Source organism: Mesomycoplasma ovipneumoniae (assembly GCF_035918255.1).
Classification (GTDB): domain Bacteria; phylum Bacillota_I; class Bacilli_A; order Mycoplasmatales; family Metamycoplasmataceae; genus Mesomycoplasma; species Mesomycoplasma ovipneumoniae_A.
Window position 1 is genome coordinate 263,483 of record NZ_CP142136.1, and the last position, 20,193, is coordinate 283,675.

General features: G+C 28.7%; 14 protein-coding genes, 3 tRNA genes and 1 other RNA gene. 12 read left to right on the plus strand and 6 right to left on the minus strand.

What is annotated here, in order from left to right:
• The first annotated feature begins 135 nt into the window (after nucleotides 1-135).
• From U3G01_RS01040 to U3G01_RS01060, 5 genes are all read left to right on the plus strand, one after another.
• A complete protein-coding gene (locus tag U3G01_RS01040) occupies nucleotides 136-1,905 on the plus strand; it encodes a heavy metal translocating P-type ATPase (protein ID WP_255030585.1) in 1,770 nt (589 codons plus the stop codon).
• A 1,038-nt stretch (nucleotides 1,906-2,943) separates the two neighbouring features.
• Entirely contained in the window at nucleotides 2,944-5,880 is a 2,937-nt protein-coding gene (locus tag U3G01_RS01045) for an AAA family ATPase (protein ID WP_255030583.1), read from the plus strand.
• A gap of 83 nt (nucleotides 5,881-5,963) precedes the next feature.
• Nucleotides 5,964-6,116 (plus strand): 50S ribosomal protein L33, encoded by a 153-nt coding sequence (gene rpmG, locus U3G01_RS01050; RefSeq protein ID WP_010321078.1) that lies wholly within the window; start codon nucleotides 5,964-5,966, stop codon nucleotides 6,114-6,116.
• A gap of 1 nt (nucleotide 6,117) precedes the next feature.
• The gene (locus U3G01_RS01055; protein ID WP_255030581.1) at nucleotides 6,118-7,152 is read left to right on the plus strand and encodes an aminopeptidase P family protein; all 1,035 of its coding nucleotides are present in this window, start codon (nucleotides 6,118-6,120) and stop codon (nucleotides 7,150-7,152) included.
• 84 nt (nucleotides 7,153-7,236) lie between these two features.
• Nucleotides 7,237-7,312, plus strand: a tRNA-His gene (locus U3G01_RS01060).
• 865 nt (nucleotides 7,313-8,177) lie between these two features.
• On the opposite strand, the gene U3G01_RS01065 is transcribed toward U3G01_RS01060, so the two are convergent.
• The 5 genes from U3G01_RS01065 to U3G01_RS01085 all read right to left on the minus strand — a co-directional run bounded on the left by U3G01_RS01065 (nucleotide 8,178) and on the right by U3G01_RS01085 (nucleotide 13,680).
• Nucleotides 8,178-9,182: an alpha-ketoacid dehydrogenase subunit beta gene (locus tag U3G01_RS01065; RefSeq protein ID WP_069098152.1), complete on the minus strand. Its 1,005-nt coding sequence runs from the start codon at nucleotides 9,180-9,182 to the stop codon at nucleotides 8,178-8,180.
• Nucleotides 9,182-10,306 (minus strand): pyruvate dehydrogenase (acetyl-transferring) E1 component subunit alpha, encoded by a 1,125-nt coding sequence (gene pdhA, locus U3G01_RS01070; protein ID WP_069098151.1) that lies wholly within the window; start codon nucleotides 10,304-10,306, stop codon nucleotides 9,182-9,184. Before pdhA ends, U3G01_RS01065 begins: the two co-directional genes overlap by 1 nt.
• A 137-nt stretch (nucleotides 10,307-10,443) precedes the next feature.
• The gene (locus U3G01_RS01075; RefSeq protein ID WP_069096891.1) at nucleotides 10,444-10,959 is read right to left on the minus strand and encodes an adenine phosphoribosyltransferase; all 516 of its coding nucleotides are present in this window, start codon (nucleotides 10,957-10,959) and stop codon (nucleotides 10,444-10,446) included.
• 18 nt (nucleotides 10,960-10,977) lie between these two features.
• On the minus strand, nucleotides 10,978-12,561 hold the full coding sequence (locus tag U3G01_RS01080) for an amino acid permease (protein WP_255030579.1): 1,584 nt from the start codon (nucleotides 12,559-12,561) through the stop codon (nucleotides 10,978-10,980).
• A 75-nt stretch (nucleotides 12,562-12,636) separates the two neighbouring features.
• Entirely contained in the window at nucleotides 12,637-13,680 is a 1,044-nt protein-coding gene (locus U3G01_RS01085; RefSeq protein WP_255030577.1) for a hypothetical protein, read from the minus strand.
• A gap of 380 nt (nucleotides 13,681-14,060) precedes the next feature.
• Here U3G01_RS01085 and U3G01_RS01090 point away from each other — a divergent pair.
• From U3G01_RS01090 to U3G01_RS01105, 4 genes are all read left to right on the plus strand, one after another.
• A tRNA-Leu gene (locus tag U3G01_RS01090) sits at nucleotides 14,061-14,146 on the plus strand.
• Nucleotides 14,147-14,149: 3 nt separating this feature from the next.
• Nucleotides 14,150-14,225: transfer RNA gene (locus U3G01_RS01095), tRNA-Lys, on the plus strand.
• 52 nt (nucleotides 14,226-14,277) lie between these two features.
• On the plus strand, nucleotides 14,278-15,246 hold the full coding sequence (gene pfkA / locus U3G01_RS01100) for a 6-phosphofructokinase (RefSeq protein WP_255030575.1): 969 nt from the start codon (nucleotides 14,278-14,280) through the stop codon (nucleotides 15,244-15,246).
• 17 nt (nucleotides 15,247-15,263) lie between these two features.
• On the plus strand, nucleotides 15,264-15,386 hold the full coding sequence (locus tag U3G01_RS01105; protein ID WP_255030573.1) for a hypothetical protein: 123 nt from the start codon (nucleotides 15,264-15,266) through the stop codon (nucleotides 15,384-15,386).
• Nucleotides 15,387-15,464: 78 nt separating this feature from the next.
• Here the strand turns inward: U3G01_RS01105 and U3G01_RS01110 are convergent, their stop codons facing one another.
• Nucleotides 15,465-16,262, minus strand: coding sequence for an alpha/beta fold hydrolase (locus U3G01_RS01110; protein WP_255030571.1), 798 nt, complete (start codon nucleotides 16,260-16,262; stop codon nucleotides 15,465-15,467).
• Nucleotides 16,263-16,402: 140 nt separating this feature from the next.
• Between U3G01_RS01110 and ffs the strand changes: the two genes are divergently transcribed.
• From ffs to U3G01_RS01125, 3 genes are all read left to right on the plus strand, one after another.
• Nucleotides 16,403-16,487: signal recognition particle sRNA small type (gene ffs / locus U3G01_RS01115), an RNA gene on the plus strand.
• Nucleotides 16,488-16,515: 28 nt separating this feature from the next.
• Complete coding sequence (locus U3G01_RS01120; RefSeq protein WP_255030569.1) at nucleotides 16,516-17,619, plus strand: YitT family protein; 1,104 nt, start codon at nucleotides 16,516-16,518, stop codon at nucleotides 17,617-17,619.
• Nucleotides 17,620-17,886: 267 nt separating this feature from the next.
• Nucleotides 17,887-19,335 carry a hexose phosphate transporter gene (locus U3G01_RS01125; RefSeq protein ID WP_069098864.1) on the plus strand — a complete coding sequence of 483 codons (1,449 nt, stop codon included), beginning with the start codon at nucleotides 17,887-17,889 and terminating at the stop codon, nucleotides 19,333-19,335.
• Nucleotides 19,336-20,193: the final 858 nt, after the last annotated feature.

Consider the following 20,193-nt stretch of genomic DNA (forward strand, 5'->3'; position numbering starts at 1 on the left):
GTTTTAAATTTTAGTCACGATCACAAAATTCATCTAATTTTAGCGTCAATTTTGTTTTTCTTTGCATTTTTAGTTATCTTTCTAGAAAAAAAATACTTTTTAGCATACAAAAACCTTTTAAGAAAAATTTTTACAATGGAATTGCTAATAGCGATTGCAAGCCATGTTTCATTTATTTATTCTGCAATTTCATTTTTGTATAAAATAAGTACTGGTGACAAAATTAGTATGGAATTTTTTGAAGTTTCAATTATTCTGTTCTTATTTTTTAATGCTGGAAAATATCTTGAGGAAAAACTACAAAAAAAATCAAGTTCAGACTTTCAAGGAATACTAAAATTAAAAAATCGCTATTCACATATAATAGTTGATGGCAAAAAAGAACAAATTTTAACTAATAAAATTACCCCTGGTAATATTGTTTTTGTTCCAAAAGGTGAAGTAATTCCAACTGATTCAACCCTAAATTCTGATTTTGCAACTATCGATTACTCGTCAATTAACGGTGAATCTTTGCCTATTGAATTTGTTAAAAATCAAGAAATTTTGTCTGGAAGTATCAATATTGGCGAGCCGATTTACCTAACTTGCACAAAAAAAGCGCAAGATTCATTTTTAATGCAAACAATTAACAGATTAGAGTCAATTTTTGAAACTCCTTCCAAAATTGAAAGAGTTTCAACTAAAATAGTTTCACTTTTTACCCCAACTGTTTTAATTTTGTCAATTTTAACTTTTGTAATCTGAGTCATAATCGGTTATTCACTTGGAGATTTTGAGCAAATTTATACTGGATTTACGCCTCCAAGAAATTCTCATCCATTTTATGTTGGTGCTCATATAGGAGTTGCTGTTTTGGTAATTTCGTGTCCTTGTGCTTTTGGAATAGCCGCGCCAATGGCTATTTATTCTTCTTCGATTTTGGCCTCAAAAAATCGAATTTTATTTGCAAATTCAGAGATTTATGAAAAAATTATTACCACAAAAACAATAATTTTTGACAAAACCGGAACTCTAACTGAAGGAAAACCAAAAGTTGTTGAATTTCAAGGCGATTCAAGTTTTTGACCTTTAATTAAGGAAATGGCTCAAAATTCTAAACACCCAATTTCACTTTCAATTCATAATTTTTTGCCAGAACATCAAGAAAAATTTGACAATTTTAAGGTTAGCGAAACTCCTGGACAAGGTTTGGGACTTATTGATTCAGACTCAAATAAATATAGCCTTATTTCTCACGAGTTTGCAAAAAATAATAATTTTTTGATTGATAATAATTTTAAATTTGACAAGCTAGGTAATTACACAGTTTTTGCTAAAAATGATAGAGTTATTGGTGTTTTTTTAATAATTGATCAAGTTAAAGAAAGTGCAAAAAAAGTTGTTAAAAAATTTCAATCTCACGGGATAAATTGCATTATTGCTTCAGGTGATAATCCAAAAAATGTTGAAAATGTAGCAAAAATATTGGGAATAAAGCAATTTTATGCAAATTTGAAACCTAATGACAAGTTTGAATTAGTAGAAAAACTAAAAAAAGATACCCCGATTATTTTTGTAGGTGATGGACTAAACGATATTTTAGCTTTAAAATCTGCCGATCTTTCAATCGCTTTTGAAAGTGGTTCTAACCTTAGTAACTCAATTGCTGATATTTCCTTATTTGAAACAGATCTTGTTATGGTTTATAAATCACTTGAAATTATCAAAAAAACTAATAAATTAGTTAAATTAAATTTCTTGTGAGCAATTTTATTTAATTCGCTTTTCATTCCTTTAGCGTTTTTAGGTTTTATAAATCCAGTTTTTTCAATGTCATTAATGTTGTTTTCATCAATTTTCCTTATTCTTAACACAATTATTTTCAAAAAAAGACATCAGAAGTTTCTCGAAAAAGCTATTTAAAATTTTTATTTTTGCATTTGTCAAACTTACATGTTTACAAAATTATTTTAATTTTAACCTATGAATTCATAGGTTTTTTTATGCTTTTTAGATTAAAAATTATTCTTTAGCTTTTGAAAATAATATAAAAACTCCTGAGTTTGCTAGTTTGATGGCAGAAATTCACTTTTTAGTCAATAAAAATAGGAAAAAATACGGGTAAATCCGTGTTTTTTGCGGCTAAAATCTTAATTTTTATTATTTTAAAATTAACCTTTTGAAAAAAAAAAAAAAATGCTTGGTCTAAAATAAAATTATGTTATAATAAGCATAACTTAAGAATAAATTAATAAATTTGATATTGAATTAGGGAGGAATAAGTTATGTTTTTCGCACAATAAACTCAGATAATGCCATTTTTTCCATTATGGCTTTAAATATTAATGGAATGCCTTAAATTTAACCGTTTAGAAATCTATAAATTTAAGACTTTTTTATTGTTCTTTCAAAACTTCATATATTTTTTTAGGCTCAATGTAAATAAAAATGAGTTTTCTTTTTACATTGAGTTTAAATAGTAGTTGAATTTTTTTATTGTTTTTGTCAGTGTTTTAAACTAAAAAAGTAGTTTAGAAATTTAATAATTTTGCTTTTTAAGTTAAAATTTTAGCTTTTTTAGTTTGATTAATAAGTAGATTTTTCTTTCATGAATGTTGGATTTAAAATTCAGTGTTTTTGCCTTGATAGTTATTTTTGCTGAGTTTGTCAAAAAATTTAGAAAAGCGCCTAAAACCAGACACTTTTTAAGATTGTCTCATCAAACTGGAAACTCGGCAAAAAAATTAGAGTTTTATTCTTGAATTAGTATTTATGCTGTTTTATTTTCAAAGTTTCTAAGTTTAATTATTTTTTAACAAGCAAAAATTTAAAAATTAAAAAACCAATGAACATTTTATGATTCACAAATGCAAAAAAAATGCTTTTTTTTAGAGTTTTTTAGGATAAGTTTAATATAATTTACTTATTTTAAAAATTTAATCTATCAAGAAATACCAAATTATGAAGTTAATTAAAATTGAAATTGAAGGTTTTAAATCCTTTGCAGAACCCGTTAGCATCAAATTTGACGGTTCTATTGTTGGAATAATTGGGCCAAATGGTTCAGGGAAATCAAACATAAATGATGCAATTAAATGGGTTTTAGGTGAAAAATCAGCAAAACAACTACGTGGATACAATATGGACGATGTTATTTTTGCTGGTTCAAAAACAGTCGCTCCTGTTGAAAAAGCGATGGTAAAATTAACATTTAGTAATGAAAGTCGCGAAGATTCTGCCCAAATTTTTACAATTTCACGACTTATTAAGAGAGGTCAGGGAACTAATGAATATTTTTATAATGACCAACCAGTTCGCTATAAAGATATCCGTAATTTAGCAATTGAGGCTGGAATTTCAAAGTCATCTCTTGCAATTATTTCTCAAGGTACAATTTCTGAAATCGCGGAGTCAACTCCTGAGCAAAGAAAACTTGTAATTGAAGAAGTTGCCGGAACTTCCAAGTACAAAAATGACAAACAAGAAGCTATTGTAAAACTTGATCAGACCCTTATGGGTATTGAAAAAATTGAAATTCGTGTAAAAGAGCTTGAAACTCAAGCAAAACAACTTGAAAAACAAGCAAAAAATGCCAAAATATATTTAGAAAAATCAAAACAATTAGAATCAGTTGAAGTTGGATTAATTGTTAGTGATATCAAAAAGTTTCAAACTGAATTAGAAAAAATTGAAGAGCAATTATCACGCCTTAAATTTGAAGAGCCTAAATTTGTCAGTGAAATTGAATCTAATGAAAGAATAATAAATGACAATGTCCAAAAAAGAACGCAAACTGATCTAGAAATTACTGAAAAAATCAATAAAATAAACAATCTTAAAAACGAAATTAACAATGTAAACTTAGCTTATGCTAAAATTACACAACTTCAGGAAATGATATTGTCCCAGCAAATTAATGTTAATTTTGAACAAAAAATGGCTGCTTTAAAGCAAAGGCATGATCAAATTCTAGTTGAAAAAGACAATTTTTCGAACCTAATTAGTCAAAACAAACAAACAAAATCTGAAGTTGCCCAAAGAATTGCTGATTTAAGCGCCAAAAAATCAGAAATTGACTCAAAATTAAACAGTTTAAATTCAGAAAAAATTATAAGTCAAACACAAATTTTTGAATTGCAAAAAACACTTGAATCTAGGTCTTTTTTGCCCAAAGGCACAAAAGTAATTGTTGAAAATAGTCATCTTTTTTCAGGCTATTGTGGTCTTGTTTCTGATTTAATTAAAATTCCACAAAAATATACAGATGCAATTGAAACAGCTCTTGGCTCAAGTTTGAAACAAATTGTTGTTGAAAAGCCAGAAAATGCCGTTGAAGCCATCAATTTTTTGAAAAAAAATCACGCCGGAAGTGCAACATTTATCCCACTTTCAACATTAAAACCGCGATTTATCCCCGATTTGTATTTAAATCACCTTGAGACTCAAGAGAGTTATATTGGAATTGGTTCTAATTTGGTAAATTATGACAAAAAATACCAAGTTTTAGCTGATTTTTTGCTTGGCGGTGTTATTGTTAATGATAAAATCGACAACGTTAATAAAATTTCGAAATTTGTTGATCATAAATTTGTTGTCGTCACTTTAGATGGCGATATTGTCCGCACAAGTGGTATAATTTCAGGTGGTTTTAAGCAAAAAAATGATTCAGTTCATTCTTTGGAATTAAGAATTAATGATCTTAAAAATAAAGTGAATTTTTTTGAGAAAAAAATTCAAGAATTTAAGGTAGAATTAAATAATCTTGAACAAACCATCAATAAAGAATCTTACTTTTTGCAGCAAACCGAAATTTCTCTTGATGAATTAGAAAATAAATATAATGCTGCAAAAGCTGAACTTGACAAAATTAGAATTGAAAATGAAGGAATTGAAGCTGTATCTCAAAGTGATGAAATTGATTCAAAAATCAATGAAACCTTAAAACAAAAAATTGAACTTGAAAATTCAATTGCAACCCTTGAATCTGAACTAAAAATTTTAAACCGTGAAAAACAAGAATATGATTCCCAAATTTCTAAATTAACAATTTTAGTTCAGCAACTCAACCAAAGTCAGCGAAATATTAATGCCGAACTGAATCAAAATCAAACAAGTAAAGAAAAATATGAGTTTCTTTTAACTAATCTAAAAACCACTTTGTCGCAAAAATATAATCTCACCTTTGAATCGGCGCTTGAAACACACCAATTAGAAATTGAAACTCAAGATGCACATGACCTTGTTAATAGTTTAAATTCGGAAATCAAAGCGCTAGGTAATATAAATCTTGATGCAATTGAAGATTTTCAAACCACATCAAATCGGCTTGAAAAATTAAAAACTAGCCAACATGAACTTGAAGTGGCTAGATCAAAAATTTTAGAAGTAATTTCTGACCTTGACAAAATTATAATTGCAAAAACTCAAGAAATTGTTGACCTTGTAAATTCTGAATTTAACTTAGTTTTTCAAAATATGTTTGGTGGCGGAAGCGCTAAAATTTACTTTAGTGACAAAAATGATATTTTGAATTCTGGAATTGAAATAAGCGCTCAACCACCAGGGAAAACTATCAAAAATATCCGTCTTTTTTCAGGTGGTGAAAAAGCAATAATCGCAATTTCACTATTATTTTCAATTATAAAAGCCCGGCCAATTCCACTTTGCATTCTTGACGAAGTTGAGGCTGCGCTTGATGAGGCTAACGTAATTCGTTATGTTGAATTTTTAAAACAATTAAAACAAAAAACACAATTTTTAATTATCACTCATCGTCATGGAACAATGTCTCGCGTGGATCAACTTTTAGGAATTACAATGCAAAAACGCGGGGTTAGTTCAATTTTTTCTGTTGAACTTTCCAAAGCAAAAGAAATTTTAAAAGATGAACTGCAATAATTTTGCAATTTGTTATTAACAAATACAAAATTATGTTATAATTATATATTTACTAAGATTTATATTTTTTAAAAGGAGCCAAAATGCCAAGAGAAGGACTAACATTAAGATGCATTGATTGCAAAATGGAAAATTATATCACTAAAAAAAATAAAAAAACAAAGCCTGAAAAAATTGAAGTAAAAAAACATTGCCATAAATGCAACAAACACACTTTACACCGTGAGAAAAAATAATATGAATCCTAAGTATTTAAATAAAGCTTTTGAAGAAAACAATTTAGATGTTATAATTTCATTTTCTTATCAAACTCGCCTTTGGTTGACAAAAGTTTCAGCTACTGATGGTCTTTTATTTATTCAAAAGAGCGATTCTTATTTGTTTGTTGATGGCCGTTATATTGAAGCAGCCCAAAAAAATGCTAAAAATTGTCAAGTTTTACTAATTACAAAGCAAAATATTGAAGATTTTTTAGCGCAAAAAAAATATCACCGAATTGGAGTTGAAGCTGAATATTTAACAATTGAACAACTTAATAAAATCAAACAGTGATTCCCTAGTTCGGAGATTATCAATTTATCAGCTCAACTTTTTCGAATTATTAAAACTGACGAAGAAATTCAAAACATCCAAAAAGCAGTTAATATTTCACTTGAAGCTTATAGCAAAATTTTGCCAAAAATTCAACCAGGATTAACTGAAAAATCAGTTGATATTGAACTAAATTATCAAATGAAATTACTTGGGGCTGAAAAAGAATCTTTTGATTCAATAATTGCAACCGGTCCAAATTCAGCAATGCCTCATTGAAGAGCTAGTTCTGCAAAAATTCTTGACAATGATCTTCTAAAAATTGATTTTGGTGCTCTTTATAATGGTTATTGCGCTGATATTACTAGAACTTCATATCTTGGAAAACTTGATTCAAAAAAACAGGAAATTCTTGAAATTGTCAAAAAAGCTGCAGAATTAGGGCGTAAAAAAGTTGCTCCTGGTGTTAAGGCATCAGAAATTGACAAAGCTTGCCGTGATTATATCGCCCAAAAAGGTTATGGACAATATTTTGTTCATTCAACTGGTCACGGAGTTGGAATTGATATTCACGAATTGCCTGTTGTTAGTGCCAATAGTGATACAATTTTAGAGCCAGGAATGGTTATAACTGTTGAACCTGGAATATATATCCCCGGACTGGGCGGTGCTCGAATTGAGGATGTTGTTCTTGTAACTGAAAATGGATTTAAAACACTTTCTCGTGAAGAGGAATCATAAAAAGCTTATTTTTTTTGCAATTAAAATTAGCAAAAAAAAATAAAAAAATTAATTAAAAATATGTTATAATATTTAATTAATTTGGTGGATGTGGCGAAGTGGCTAACGCATCGGGTTGTGGTTCCGACATACGCGGGTTCGATCCCCGTCATCCGCCCCATTTCTTTAATAGACCAAAAAAAAAAAAAAAAACTAGACTCTAACCGGTCTAGTTTTTTATATTTACAATTTTTCTCTGAGTTTGCCAGTTTAATGGCAAAATCCACTTTTTAGCGAAAGTAAATATGCAAAAATCCCGGTAAATCAAGGTTTTTTGACCTAAAATCTTAATTTTTATAGTTTTGAAATTAACCTTTTGCAAAAAAAAAAAAAAAATGCTTTGTCAAAAATAAAATTATGTTATAATAGTCTCACTAAGAATAATTAATAAAATTAGAAATCAGAATTAAGGGGGAATTAATTATGTTTTTTGTCATAAAAAAATCACAAAATACGAATTTTCCATTATGTTTTTAAATATAATGGAATGCCTTAAATTTACCCGTTTAGAAATCTTTAAATTTACAGCTTTTAATTATTGTTCTTTCAAAACTTCATATATTTTTTTAGGCTCAGCGTAAATAAAAATGAGTTTTCTATTTGCATTGAGTTTAAATAGTAGTTGTATTTTCTTATGATTTTTGCCAGTGTTTTAAACTAAAAAAGCAGTTTAAATATTTTATAATTTTGCTTTTTTAGTTTACCTTATCTGATTAATAAGTAGATTTTTCTTTCATGAGTGTTGATTTAAAATTCAGAGTTTTTTCCTTGATAGTTATGTTTCTTAGGTTTGCCAAAAAAGTTAAAAAAGCTGCTAAAACTAAACCAGGACACTTTTTTAACATTATCACACCAAACTGGGAAACTCGGGATTTTTTTCTGTTATAATAAAAAACCCTTAAAATCAAAGGACTTTATGATTTTAAGGGTTTTGTTAATAAGGGTTTTACACTTAATAATTAGGAAATTTTTAAACATGCAAATTATTAAGAATTCATAATTTGACGAATTTTATCGATTATTTTTTCTTTTGTAATTGTGTGGAAATTTTCACCTTTTGCTAACGGAACAGTAATATCATATCCAGTAAGACGAGCAGGAGCTGCTTCTAAATATTCAAATGCTTTTTCGTTAACACGGGTTATAATTTCTGCTGAAACTGAAAAAGATTTAACAGCTTCGTGAACAATTAAAATACGTCCAGTTTTCTTAACTGATTCGATAATAGTTTCAGTATCAACTGGCTTAATTGTTCTTAGGTCGATTAATTCAACATCAACATCTTCAAGTCCAGGAGTTGAACTAAGAGCTTGAATAGCGGCGATTGATTCGTGAACTTGAGCACCGTAAGTTACGAGTGTTAAGTCACTTCCTTCTTTAATTACATTAGCTTTTCCAATTGGAACTTCGTAAATTCCAGCAGGAACTTCTTGTTTAAATGCACGGTATATTTTTTTTGGCTCAAGGAAAATAACCGGATCTGGGTCATTAATTGCGGCAATTAAAAGACCTTTTGTGTCATATGGAGTTGAAGGCATAACAACTTTTACTCCAGGAATGTGGGCAAACATTGCTTCAATTGCTTCTGAGTGGTGTTCTAGAGCACGAACTCCACCTGCCATTGGCATTCTTAAAACCATTGGCACAGTAAACCGACCACGGGAACGGTTACGATAACGCGCTCCGTGAGCAAAAAGCTGTTGAAAGGCAGGGAATGAGAAACCTTGGAATTGCATTTCTGCAATTGGACGTAGCCCGGCAATGGCTGCTCCAACCGCAACACCACAAATAGATGCTTCTGCTATTGGGGCATCTCAAACACGTTCAATTCCGTATTTTTTCTGTAATCCTTCAGTTGCACGGAAAACTCCACCTTCAAATCCAGCATCTTCTCCTCAAAGAACAACGCGAGGATCTTTTTCCATCATTAAATCAATAGCATTTGTAACTGCACCGATATTATTTAGAGCGATTTTATCTGAATTTGCCATTATTTAGCTCCTTTAAAAAATTCGATTGCTTCTTGTTTTTGTTCTTCAAGTTCTGGAGGTAAAGTCTCGTAGGTGTAATCGAAAATTTCATCGATTGTTGAGTCTAAACCAATTAGAGATTTTTCATAAGTTTCTTTAACAACATTTAAAGAATCATCTCAAATTTTTTGTTTTTCTTCTTCAGTTAAAATGCCACGATCAAACATGTATTTTTCGATACGGTGCATTGGCTCTCATTTTTCGTGTTCTTTTTCTTCTTCTTCAGTTCGATAAATTCTTGGGTTATCAGAAGAAGTGTGAACACCTTGACGTCAAGTAACAAATTCAACAAGAACAGGACCATTTCCGGCACGAGCATAATCAACTGCTTCTTGAATTACTTCGTAGGAAGCTAAAAGGTCATTTCCGTCAACACGAAGCCCTGGCATTCCTGCAGCTTTTGCTTTTGCAGCAATTGTTGAAGCGGCATTTTCGTATTTATTAGGTGTTGAAATTGCTCATTGGTTATTATTTACGCAAAATACAACAGGTCATTTTCAAATACTTGCAATATTTAGAGCTTCGTAAAATTCACCTTCAGCAGTTCCACCATTACCAATAAAACTCATTGAAACAATTTTTTTACCGGTTAATTTAGCAGCATAAGCGATTCCGGCAGCATGTGAAAATTGAGTTCCGATTGGAATGTTAATTGGTAAAACATTAACATCTTTAGGAATTACATTTCCTTTTTCACTTCCGTTTCAGTATTGCATTTGGTTTATCATTGGTACACCAAGATATAACATTGTTGCATTTGAACGGAAAGCAGGTACGAATCAGTCATCTTTTGTAAGTGCCATTCCTGAAGCAACTTGAAGAGCTTCTTCACCAAAGTTAGGGGCAAAAGTTAACATTCGACCTTGACGTTGAAGTTGGGTCATATAAACATCTTGTTGACGTGATAAAACCATAAACTCATAGGCTTTTTTGATTTGATCAGCAGATAATCTAATATCTTTTGACTCATCAATTTGGCCAAAAACAGTCGAAGTTAAGAGATTTCCATCAATATCGAGAAACCTAATCATTTCATGGTCTTTGTCCATAATTAGATCAGGTTTGACATAACGAAATTTTTCCATGAATCTCCTTTTTTTATAATTTTTTAATATTTTAAATTATAAACTCAAAAAAAACAAAAAAAATTTTTTAATTTGAGCTTACAATAAAATTATAACAAAATTTAAAAATTTTGTTACTTAATTTTTGAGTCAAAAAATTACTTTATTTTAATGAGTGAAGTAACCTCATAATTTTGTAATTTTTTTCGACCTTCTAATTGTTCAAGCTCAATTAAAAAAATAATTTTTGAAACAATAGCTCCGGCATTTTCAATCATTTTTGTGATGGCATTCACGGTTCCTCCAGTTGCGAGCACATCATCAATAATAGCCACTTTTTGGCCTGGTTTGATCATTCCGGTTTGAACTTCTAAAATTGCAGATCCATATTCTAAATCATAGGCAAATTCTTCGACATCACCTGGCAATTTTCCGGCTTTTCTAACCATTATAAATGGTTTTGAAAGAAAAGCGGCTGTTGGTGTTCCGAATAAAAAACCTCGAGCATCTGGTCCAACAATTATATCTACATCTTTAGCAAGCGATGCCATTTCAACAATTGCATAATTTAAAGCTTTACCATTGGCAAGTAATGGCGAAATGTCTTTAAAACTAATCCCTTTTTTTGGGAAGTTTTCAACTGTGCGAATAAAATTTTCTAAGTTAATTTTCATAACTTTCTTATATTATATTTATAATTTGCTTTTTTTAACAGTTTTTTTTATTTTTTTTGTTAAATAAGTTCAAAATACCGGAAAAACAGGGACAATTATAAAGAAAATAAGAACAATAACTTTTGTAATTCTAGTTTTTAGAATTAAGTTAAAATTTTCAATCTCAGGTTGATAAATCAAAATTGTAAAAAGATCGATAATTGGTACGACAACTGCAAATAATAATATTAATGAAATGCAAATTACGGAAATATAACCAAAAAACAGGAAGTATTTTTGTTTTTCGACAGCAATTTTGTTTGTTTTTCGATTTTTAATACAACCATAAATAGCAGCAGCAATCAGTAAAAAACTAATTAAGGCCGATCAATTTCCAGTAATATCAGCAAATGAATATAAATTATTTAATTTTTGACCATAAGTCCCGTATTCTTGATCATCAAAGCCAAAAACACCAATAAGTGTAAAAATAATTAGACACAAAACTGAAAAAATAATTAAAAAATAAGTTGAAACAACAGGTTTATTTAAATTTAGATGTTTTTTTCACTTTTTGAGCAAAAAAAACTCGTTTTTAGAAACTAATTCTTCAAGTGCACGCGGTCCTCACAATGTAAAAACATTAATAATTCCAAGAAGACTAATTCCAATTAGTAAAAAAGTTGTACCCAAAATTAATTTAATTGTAAGTGGTGGCCATTTTAATTCATTTTTTGCAATATTAATAAATGACGAAATTGAACCATCGCCAACAATTGAAGTTGCAATTGCAATAAAAAGATATATTATTGTTGTGATTCCAATTCCTAAAAGAATAGCAATTGGCGTTTTTTTAGGCTCTTTCATTTCTGATTGCAGACCAGCAGCAGTAAAAAATCCTTCATATGCAAAAAATATTCCAGCCATTGAAATTAAAACACCAACGCCTGGTAAACTTGAGGAAATTGACACTCCTTGAGTTTTTATTTTTTCAATACTTGCAAATTCAGGTTGAGAAAGAAGTTTATTTGAACCACCTTGAAAATATAAAATAAAACCTACAATAACTGTCACAAAAATAGGGATAAATTTTGCAATTAAAATAATTTTATTATGAAATTCAGCAATTTTTGTATTTAGACTAATTATAAAAAAGTAAATAACAATAACAATTGAAACAACTAAAACGATGACTCAGTCAAATTTTATATTTCAATCACTAGATGATTCAAGACCAAAAGCTGCAATTGCATCCTGCAAAATTTGCATAAAATAAACAGGGAGAACAAAATAAGTAAAGGGCAAATATAAATAAATTATGAAATTTTTTGAAATTTGAAAAAAACTCTCAGAATTAAATAGTTTATTTCAAATAATCACAGATAAATTTGATTTTTTTGTCGCAGATGAAATTTCAATTAATGCAATTGCCATCGCAACAATTGCAAAACAAGCAAAAACTCAACTTCCAATAGCAAGTCAAAGATTATAACCTGAATTTTCAATAACGGCCTTGGACTTGAAAAAGATTCCTGCGCCAATACTTGCGCCAAGCACGATTAAAAGAGCACCAAAAAAGGTGATTTTCTGAGACTTATTCTTTTCCAGTACTCTTGTTGCCATATTTTTCCCTTCTTGAAGTTGGATCATATTGTACCATATTTTTCAAAAAGTTCTATAAATTTAAAGGTTTTTTTACTATTTAATCAATGGCAAAAAATATTTTTTAACTAAATTTGTCTTGTCTTCTCCCATAATTAAAAAAGGTGAATCTATCCCAAACTCGTCATATTTATCTTTTAAATTTTCTGTAAAGAATTGGAAAAATTTTGCATAAGCTAACTGGTTATTTATATAAAGTGTGGTTTCATTTAGAAAAACATATTCAGAATTCATCGAATAGTGAATTTTAGGGTCAAAAAACTCTTTCAAAAATCGATTAATTTCGTTGACTAATGATTTCAAAGTTAAAAAATTATTTTCTTTAACAGTTTTTAGTTTTTCTTTAAGCGCTTGAATTTCTTGGTCAATTTTTTGACTAACGATGGAAAAATTACTTTTTGGAAGCTTATTTTTTCCTTGCTCCTTTTCAGATTTGATTTTTAAGTTTTCTTTTTGTTCAAAAAGTTCATTAATTTGCTGACTTATTTTATTTTCTTCCTTTTTTGAGTCATCTGATTTTATAGCAAAATCAATGATTGAAATAATAATATTTCTTGTAAGCTCTTGGCTTAATTTAAGAAAATGCAAGTAAAATCTAGCAATATTTATGTGAAAAATTAATTTGACTACCGGGTTTCACTGTCTTTTTTCAGCTATTAGTTTTTCTTCGATAAAAAGATGTTTTTCCTTATTTTTTAAAAATTCATCCAAACTTTTTGATTTATATATCTTTATTTGTTCTTCATAAAATTTTTGATCATCTAAATTATTAATATTTAAGTCTGTTATATTAATAAGTCCTAAATTTTCATCAAAATATTGGTCATCATCATTTGCACCAAGATTTAAAGTTAGGTCAATATTTTTAATTTTTTCTTTCAAACTAAGAAAAAGAACCTTTTTTTGGCTAAAATCCATATTACTATAAAATGTATTAAAAAATTGAACTAGAATTTCTTCAAGACCAAAATACTCTTTTTCATCAATTTGCCCAATTTTTAGCTGTTCAATTTTGCTTTGATCTAAAATCCCGCTAAATTTTGTGCTTGGTTTTCCTTGATTTTTTGGCAATCCTTTCATAATTGTTTCAAAAACAAAAGGCTTTGATTTGTCTGTGTTACTTTTTATTTTGCCCTTGTTTTGTGAATGGATCGAGTTTATATTAATTTTAAAACAACTTACAAATAAAAAAACAGGTAAAATCCAAGTTAATTTGAAAAAAAGCAAAATTTTAATATTTTTTTTGAGTTTATGCATTATAATTTATATTCACTGTTTTTGTCTATATTTTTTTAAAACAGTGAAAAAATGGGTTTTTTTACTTTTTTTGGGAAAAAATCTGAATATAACTAATTTTAATTAGGTTGTTGGTTAAGCAAATTAAAAAAATATTAAAAAAAAACTTTTTTCTTTTTTTTATGATATAATGTTATATGCTTTTAACTGAACAAACCATTAGTGCTCGAGTGGTGGAATGGTAGACACAAGGGACTTAAAATCCCTTGGGAGTAATCCCGTGCTGGTTCGAGTCCAGTTTCGAGCACCAAAAGCGCCCTTAGCTCAGCAGGTAGAGCAAATGACTTTTAATCATTGGGTCAGAGGTTCAAATCCTCTAGGGCGTACCATTTCAAATTTATTTGTCCATTTTTTTATAATTTTTCATTAAAAAGGCTTAAAATGTCAAAAAAAATAGCAATTTTAACTTCTGGTGGCGACTCACCAGGAATGAATTCTGCTATAAGTGCTCTTGTTAAGGCTGCACTTAATTCAGGATTTGAACCATATTTAATTTTAGAAGGCTACCTTGGAATTTTAAATAAAAATATTATATTAGCCTCTGAATTTCCGTATAACGGTATCTCTAGTTTTGGTGGCACAGCAATTGGTTCTACCCGTTTTCCGGAATTTAAAGAGGAAGAAATTCAAAAAAAAGCTGCAAAAATCTTAACAGATATGGGTATTTCTTCTTTAATTGTTATTGGTGGAGATGGAACTTACAAAGGTGGTTATAAACTTCATTTGCAAGGAATTAAAGTAATTGCTCTACCAGGAACAATTGATAATGATATTCAATTTACTGATTATACAATTGGATTTGATTCAGCTTTAAATACAATTGTAGAAAGTGTTGATAAATTAAGAGATACTGCTAATTCCCATCGACGTTGTTTTGTTGTTGAAGTGATGGGGCGTCATTGCCCAGATTTAGCTTTGTATTCAGCAATTGCAACCGGAAGTGAAATTGTTATTACCAACACAAATCGCCTAAGTGCACAAGAAGCATCAGAAATTGTTCTTGAGCAATTTAAAAAAGGTAAGCCAAGCGTTATTATTACAGTTTTAGAGTATGTTTTACCAAATTTAAAAGAATTTGCTGCTCAAATTGAAAAAATGACTAATATAACAACAAGAGCTTTTGAAGTTGGACATATTCAAAGGGGCGGAAGACCTTCTGCATTTGACCGAATATTAGCAACTAAGATGGCAATGAAAGCAATTGAGTTAATTGATCAAGGTAAATCAGGACTTGCAATTGGTTATTTAGATGGAAAAATTCAAGCCCACGATATAACCGAAGTAGTTTCGGCCGCAGTTGAACGAACAAATGAATTAGCTCAAAAAATTAATAAGATCAATCAAAATTAATTTAGAAAAGGTATAAAATGCGTAAAATTAGAAAACTTCAAATGCAAAAAAGACGAGAAGCACGTAGACTTAAAACTTCTAAAGCCGCTAAAAAATTAAATGCAAAATTACAACTTTTAGTGGAAAATAGTTTGCAATAATTTAAAAAATGTTAAATAAAAAAAGGTGAAAATCACCTTTTTTTATTTAAGAACTTAAACTGAAAAACCAAAAATTAACTATTTTTTTAGAAAATCAATAAAAATTCTATTAAAATATTCAGGATTTTCTGTATAAATTAAATGTCCAGTTTTTGGTATGATTTCGGTTTGAACGTGTGGTATTAGACTTTCAAAATACGACTTAGTTTCTTGCTGCAAAACAATTCCATCTTTTTCACCTAAAACAAGAAGTGTTGGACATTTTATTGATTTAATTCCGCCCTCAATTTGATCCATCATATTATTTTTTAGTAAATTTTTGCTAAGGGTCACAATATAGTAATTATTAAAATATTCGTAATTAAAGGTGGTTTTTGCTCATTCTATATATTTAGGATTTTTATATTTTTCTTTATCATATTCATAAATTGGCAAAAATTCTAGCATTTCTTCAGGTGTTTTTGGGAAGAATTTTTCGTAAAATAAATCTTTTAATGGCAAATTAGCTTTATTCATTGGACCAATGAAAACCATTTTTGAAATTAATTCAGGAATTCTTTTATAAACTAAAGCACCATATCCGCCTCCCATTGAGTGGCCAACTAAAACAACATTTTTAAGGTTTAATTTTTTAATAAATTCAACTGTCAAATCTGCATAATAATCTACATAAAGTTGTTCGTCTTTTGCGGGAGTTAAATTATTTCCTGGGAGTGTGTAGGCATAAAAATTTACACCTATTTTTTTGCCAATAGACTCAATTACACTACTAAAAACATTATGGCTTGAGTTAAATCCGTGGCAAAAAACAATATTAATTTTATTGTACGGGCTTTGATTAATAATAAAAGGGTATGGTCAAACTGAATTAGACATTTTCTGATCTCCTTCATGATTTTTTTGTGTATTTAAATGTGTATTTAAAACAAATTTTTTGCTTATTTAAAATTAATTATAAAATAAAAAAATTTTTTTAACTTTTTATTTCAAAAAAAATAAAAAGTGATATAATGTTATTGCCACTAAAATAATAACCTTGTAACCTGGTCAGGATAGAAATATAGCAGCCATATCGAGAAGTATTGTGTTTAGTGGTCTTTTTTATATTTGAAAAGGTAAAAAAAACACTATGTCTTCTCGGCAATTTAATAAATCAAGCAATGTTCATTGTTCTTGTTCTAATCAGAAAAACCATAATTTAGCTAAATGCTTAAAAAATCAACTTGTTTTACGTGCAGAACGTGAAATTTTTTATCACAATCAAAGCAAAATAAACCTGAAAAATTTCTGAAAAAAGCGAACCCTTTCAATCATAATGATGGCTATTTCAGCATTATTTTTTACTTTAGGTGTTATTTTTTTCTTAGGAGTTGCAAGAACTGTCCCAACAGGTGTATCGGCAATTCCAGCACTTACTATAATAATAATTAACTCTCAATATGAGGTAAGTATTGGCTGAAGTTTTGCAATAATTTATTTTGTTATTAATATTCCTTTAATAATTTTTATTCTTGTTAAAGTTCCGAACAAAAGTTTTAGTTATCTTACTTTTATTTGACTTTTTTTTCAAATTGTTTGAAACCAAGTTTTTTCTTTAGATACCCCAATAAGAACATTTTTAATTAACAATATTTTAATTCCAAACCAAGAAGGTTCTTGGACTATTTTCTATTATACAATTATTGGTTCCATTTTGTCTGGTTGAGCTATCGGAATGGCATGAAAATTCGGTGGTTCTTGTGGAGGAACTGATTATATAACTTATTATATTGCGCTAAAATATCGCAAACCTATTGGCAAAATAATGTTTAGTATTTCGATATTTTTTGGACTTTTTTCAATTATTATTCTTTATTTTCTTGAACCTTCACAGGTTGATGGACAACTTTTGGGTCAAAAATTAGCATCTGTTTTTCTTTATTTAATTGTAAGTTCGTCAATTGTTAGCCGAATTTATCCAAAATACGGAAAAATTCTTTTACAAATTTATACTAATCACCCCGAAAAAATTGTTGAACATCTTAAATCAATAAAATATTGGCACTCATATAACATTTGAGAAGGTGTTTCTGGATATACTGGCCAAAAACAATGAAGAGTTGAGACAATTATTTATATAATAGAAAAAAACGCAATCTTGGAAGAAATTGCAAAAGCAAACGTAGGTTTTTGGTATTCAGCAACTAAAATCCTACAAACAACAGACCGTTTTGATGCAACAAAAATTAATTAAATTTTCACTATTTTTAATTTATTTTTGTTTTTGAGTTGAAACATTTTTACTACCACTTCTTAAATTCAGCCAAAATTTTTTAATAGTCATAATTAAGATTATTAAAAAATTTTGGCTGTTTATTTTTAATGTTTAACTAAAAACTGAAATTTTTTTAAATTTTAGACAAAAAAGTTCCAGTTTGATATTTTTTTAAATTTTTGCTATATAATTTTAAGAAGAGTTATTAACTCTTAATACATTTTTAAAATTTAGGAACTAAATTGTATGAATGATAATTTTATTTTAAAATTTGCTCAAAAAAACATAAAAGAAAAAAAATTAACTTTTAGTGCCGGGTTAATTCTATGAGCATTAATTGTTTTTGCTTATATGATTTTTGTCATAAATTGAGGATTTGCATCAGCTGGACTTAACGGAAAAGCTGGTGAAAGTGGATATTTAGGACATTTTTTCCCAGATGCTAGTGCCGCGCCTGGAACTGTAGTTAATCAAGCGGTTAACTGAGGAATTACAATCGGTCGTGGAATTGGATCAATTCTAGTTGGTTGATTTATTGTAAAAATTTCGCATAAATATACTGTTGTATTGTCGCTTGTTTTCATGCTTTTTGGAATAGCGGCGCCTTATTCACCAACCTATGCAGGGTTTATAATTTTAAGAACTATTTTTGCAATTGGTGGAACAATGCAAATTGTTTTAATTCAACCAGTTGTTTCAAACTATCTAAATTCACGTCAAAAAGCAGTAATTTCACAGTTTTCACCGTTTTTTTACCCAATTGGAACAATAATAACACTTATTCCTTTTATAATGAGTGGCGAAATTCAAAGTTCTGTTCGTTCCCATTGACAAACAATTTTCTTAGTAATTGGACTTTTAACACTTATTCCTTTAATTGGCTACATAATTTTAGGAACAAAATTTGACCTATATCCTTCTGCTTTAGCAAATCAAGCTAAACAAGAAAAACTAACTTTATCAAGCTTTTTTAAACAAAAAGATACTTGATATTGAGCAATTGTTTATGGTTCATGGCTTATTGCGGTTGTCTTCCCCTTTACATTTTCTAAGCCAATTTTTGCTCGTTTAATTGGTGATAGTGCCAATACTTTTAGCCAAAAAATCTCAGTTTTCTTAATTGTTTTCTTATCAGGAATGTTTGTTGGTCCATTTACAATTGGACTACTTTCAAAATATCAACTTCAAAGACGTAAATATATATCAACAGTTATTTCTTTCGGCGTTCTTTTTTATGTTCTTGCTACCGTTGTTTTTGTTACAAAAGTAGGAAAAGACCCTCTAAGTGCAGAAACTTACAAAGATGGTTGAACTTGATTATTTTTAATTTTAGGTTTCTTAATGGGAATCTGTCTCTGGGGAATTCAGGGAGTAATGCTTAATTTACCTCATGAATATCCAGGCGCAAATCCTAAAAGAGTAGGATTCCAATTTGGACTTATTTGAGGACTTGGTTATACAGCCTTTACATTAGCAACAATAATAACTTCATTAATTAATACGCCTCCAGGGGTGGATTTAAAAACAGTTAATACTGGAAATGTTGATGGGTATGCCTTAGGCGCTTATATTTTAATTATAATTTTTTCATTAGCTTCGGCAATCGGTCTTGCTTTATTAAAAGAGCCTCATCCAAGCTATAAAAAATTGTTAAGAATCCGTAAACTTTCAGACATTAAACGCATTCAATTGTAAAAAAAATTTAATTTTTTTAAATAAATTTTTAAAAAACAAGCAAAAGTTTATTCTTGCTTGTTTTTTTATTTAAAAATGTATTAAAATATCAAAGTAAAGGCGAAAACACTGAATTTTAAATCTAACACTCATGAATGAAAAATCTACTTATTAATAAAATAAAGCAAACTAAGAAAGCTAAAATTTTGACTTAAAAAGCAAAATATGAAATATTTAAACTACTTTTTTAGTTTAAAACACTGCCAAAAATCATAAAAAATACAACTACTATTTAAACTCAATGTAAATAGAAAACTCGTTTTTATTTGCATTGAGCCTAAAAAAACATATGAAGTTTTGAAAGAACAATAATTAAAAGCCTTAAATTTCTAGATTTCTAAACGGTTAAACTTAAGGCATTCCATTAAATTTAAAGCCACAATGGAAAAAATGGCATTATCTGAGTTTACTGTGCAAAAAACATAACTAATTCCTCCTTAATTCAATATCAAAATTTATTAATTTATTCTTAGTGTGTCTAATTATAGCTTAAAATTTTTTTAAGCCAAACATTTTTTTTTTTTTTTGCAAAGGGTTAATTTTAAAATAATAAAAATCGCTTTTGGTTGAAACTCAAAGGGGTAATTTATTTGTTTAATCAAAGTTTATTTAAGGCACTTTTTTGTGTATGTTGAATTCTTTGAAGAGATCTCCAAAAGCATTATTAGTAAATTCGCGTCCTCGGGCTTTTTACGTATTTATATTCCTAAAAAGTGAATTTTTACCATCAAACTAGCAAACTCGGCGGAAATTAAACCTATTAAATTATAAAAAAAATTTCATTTTTTTAAATAAATTTAAAAAAAACAAGCAAAAGTA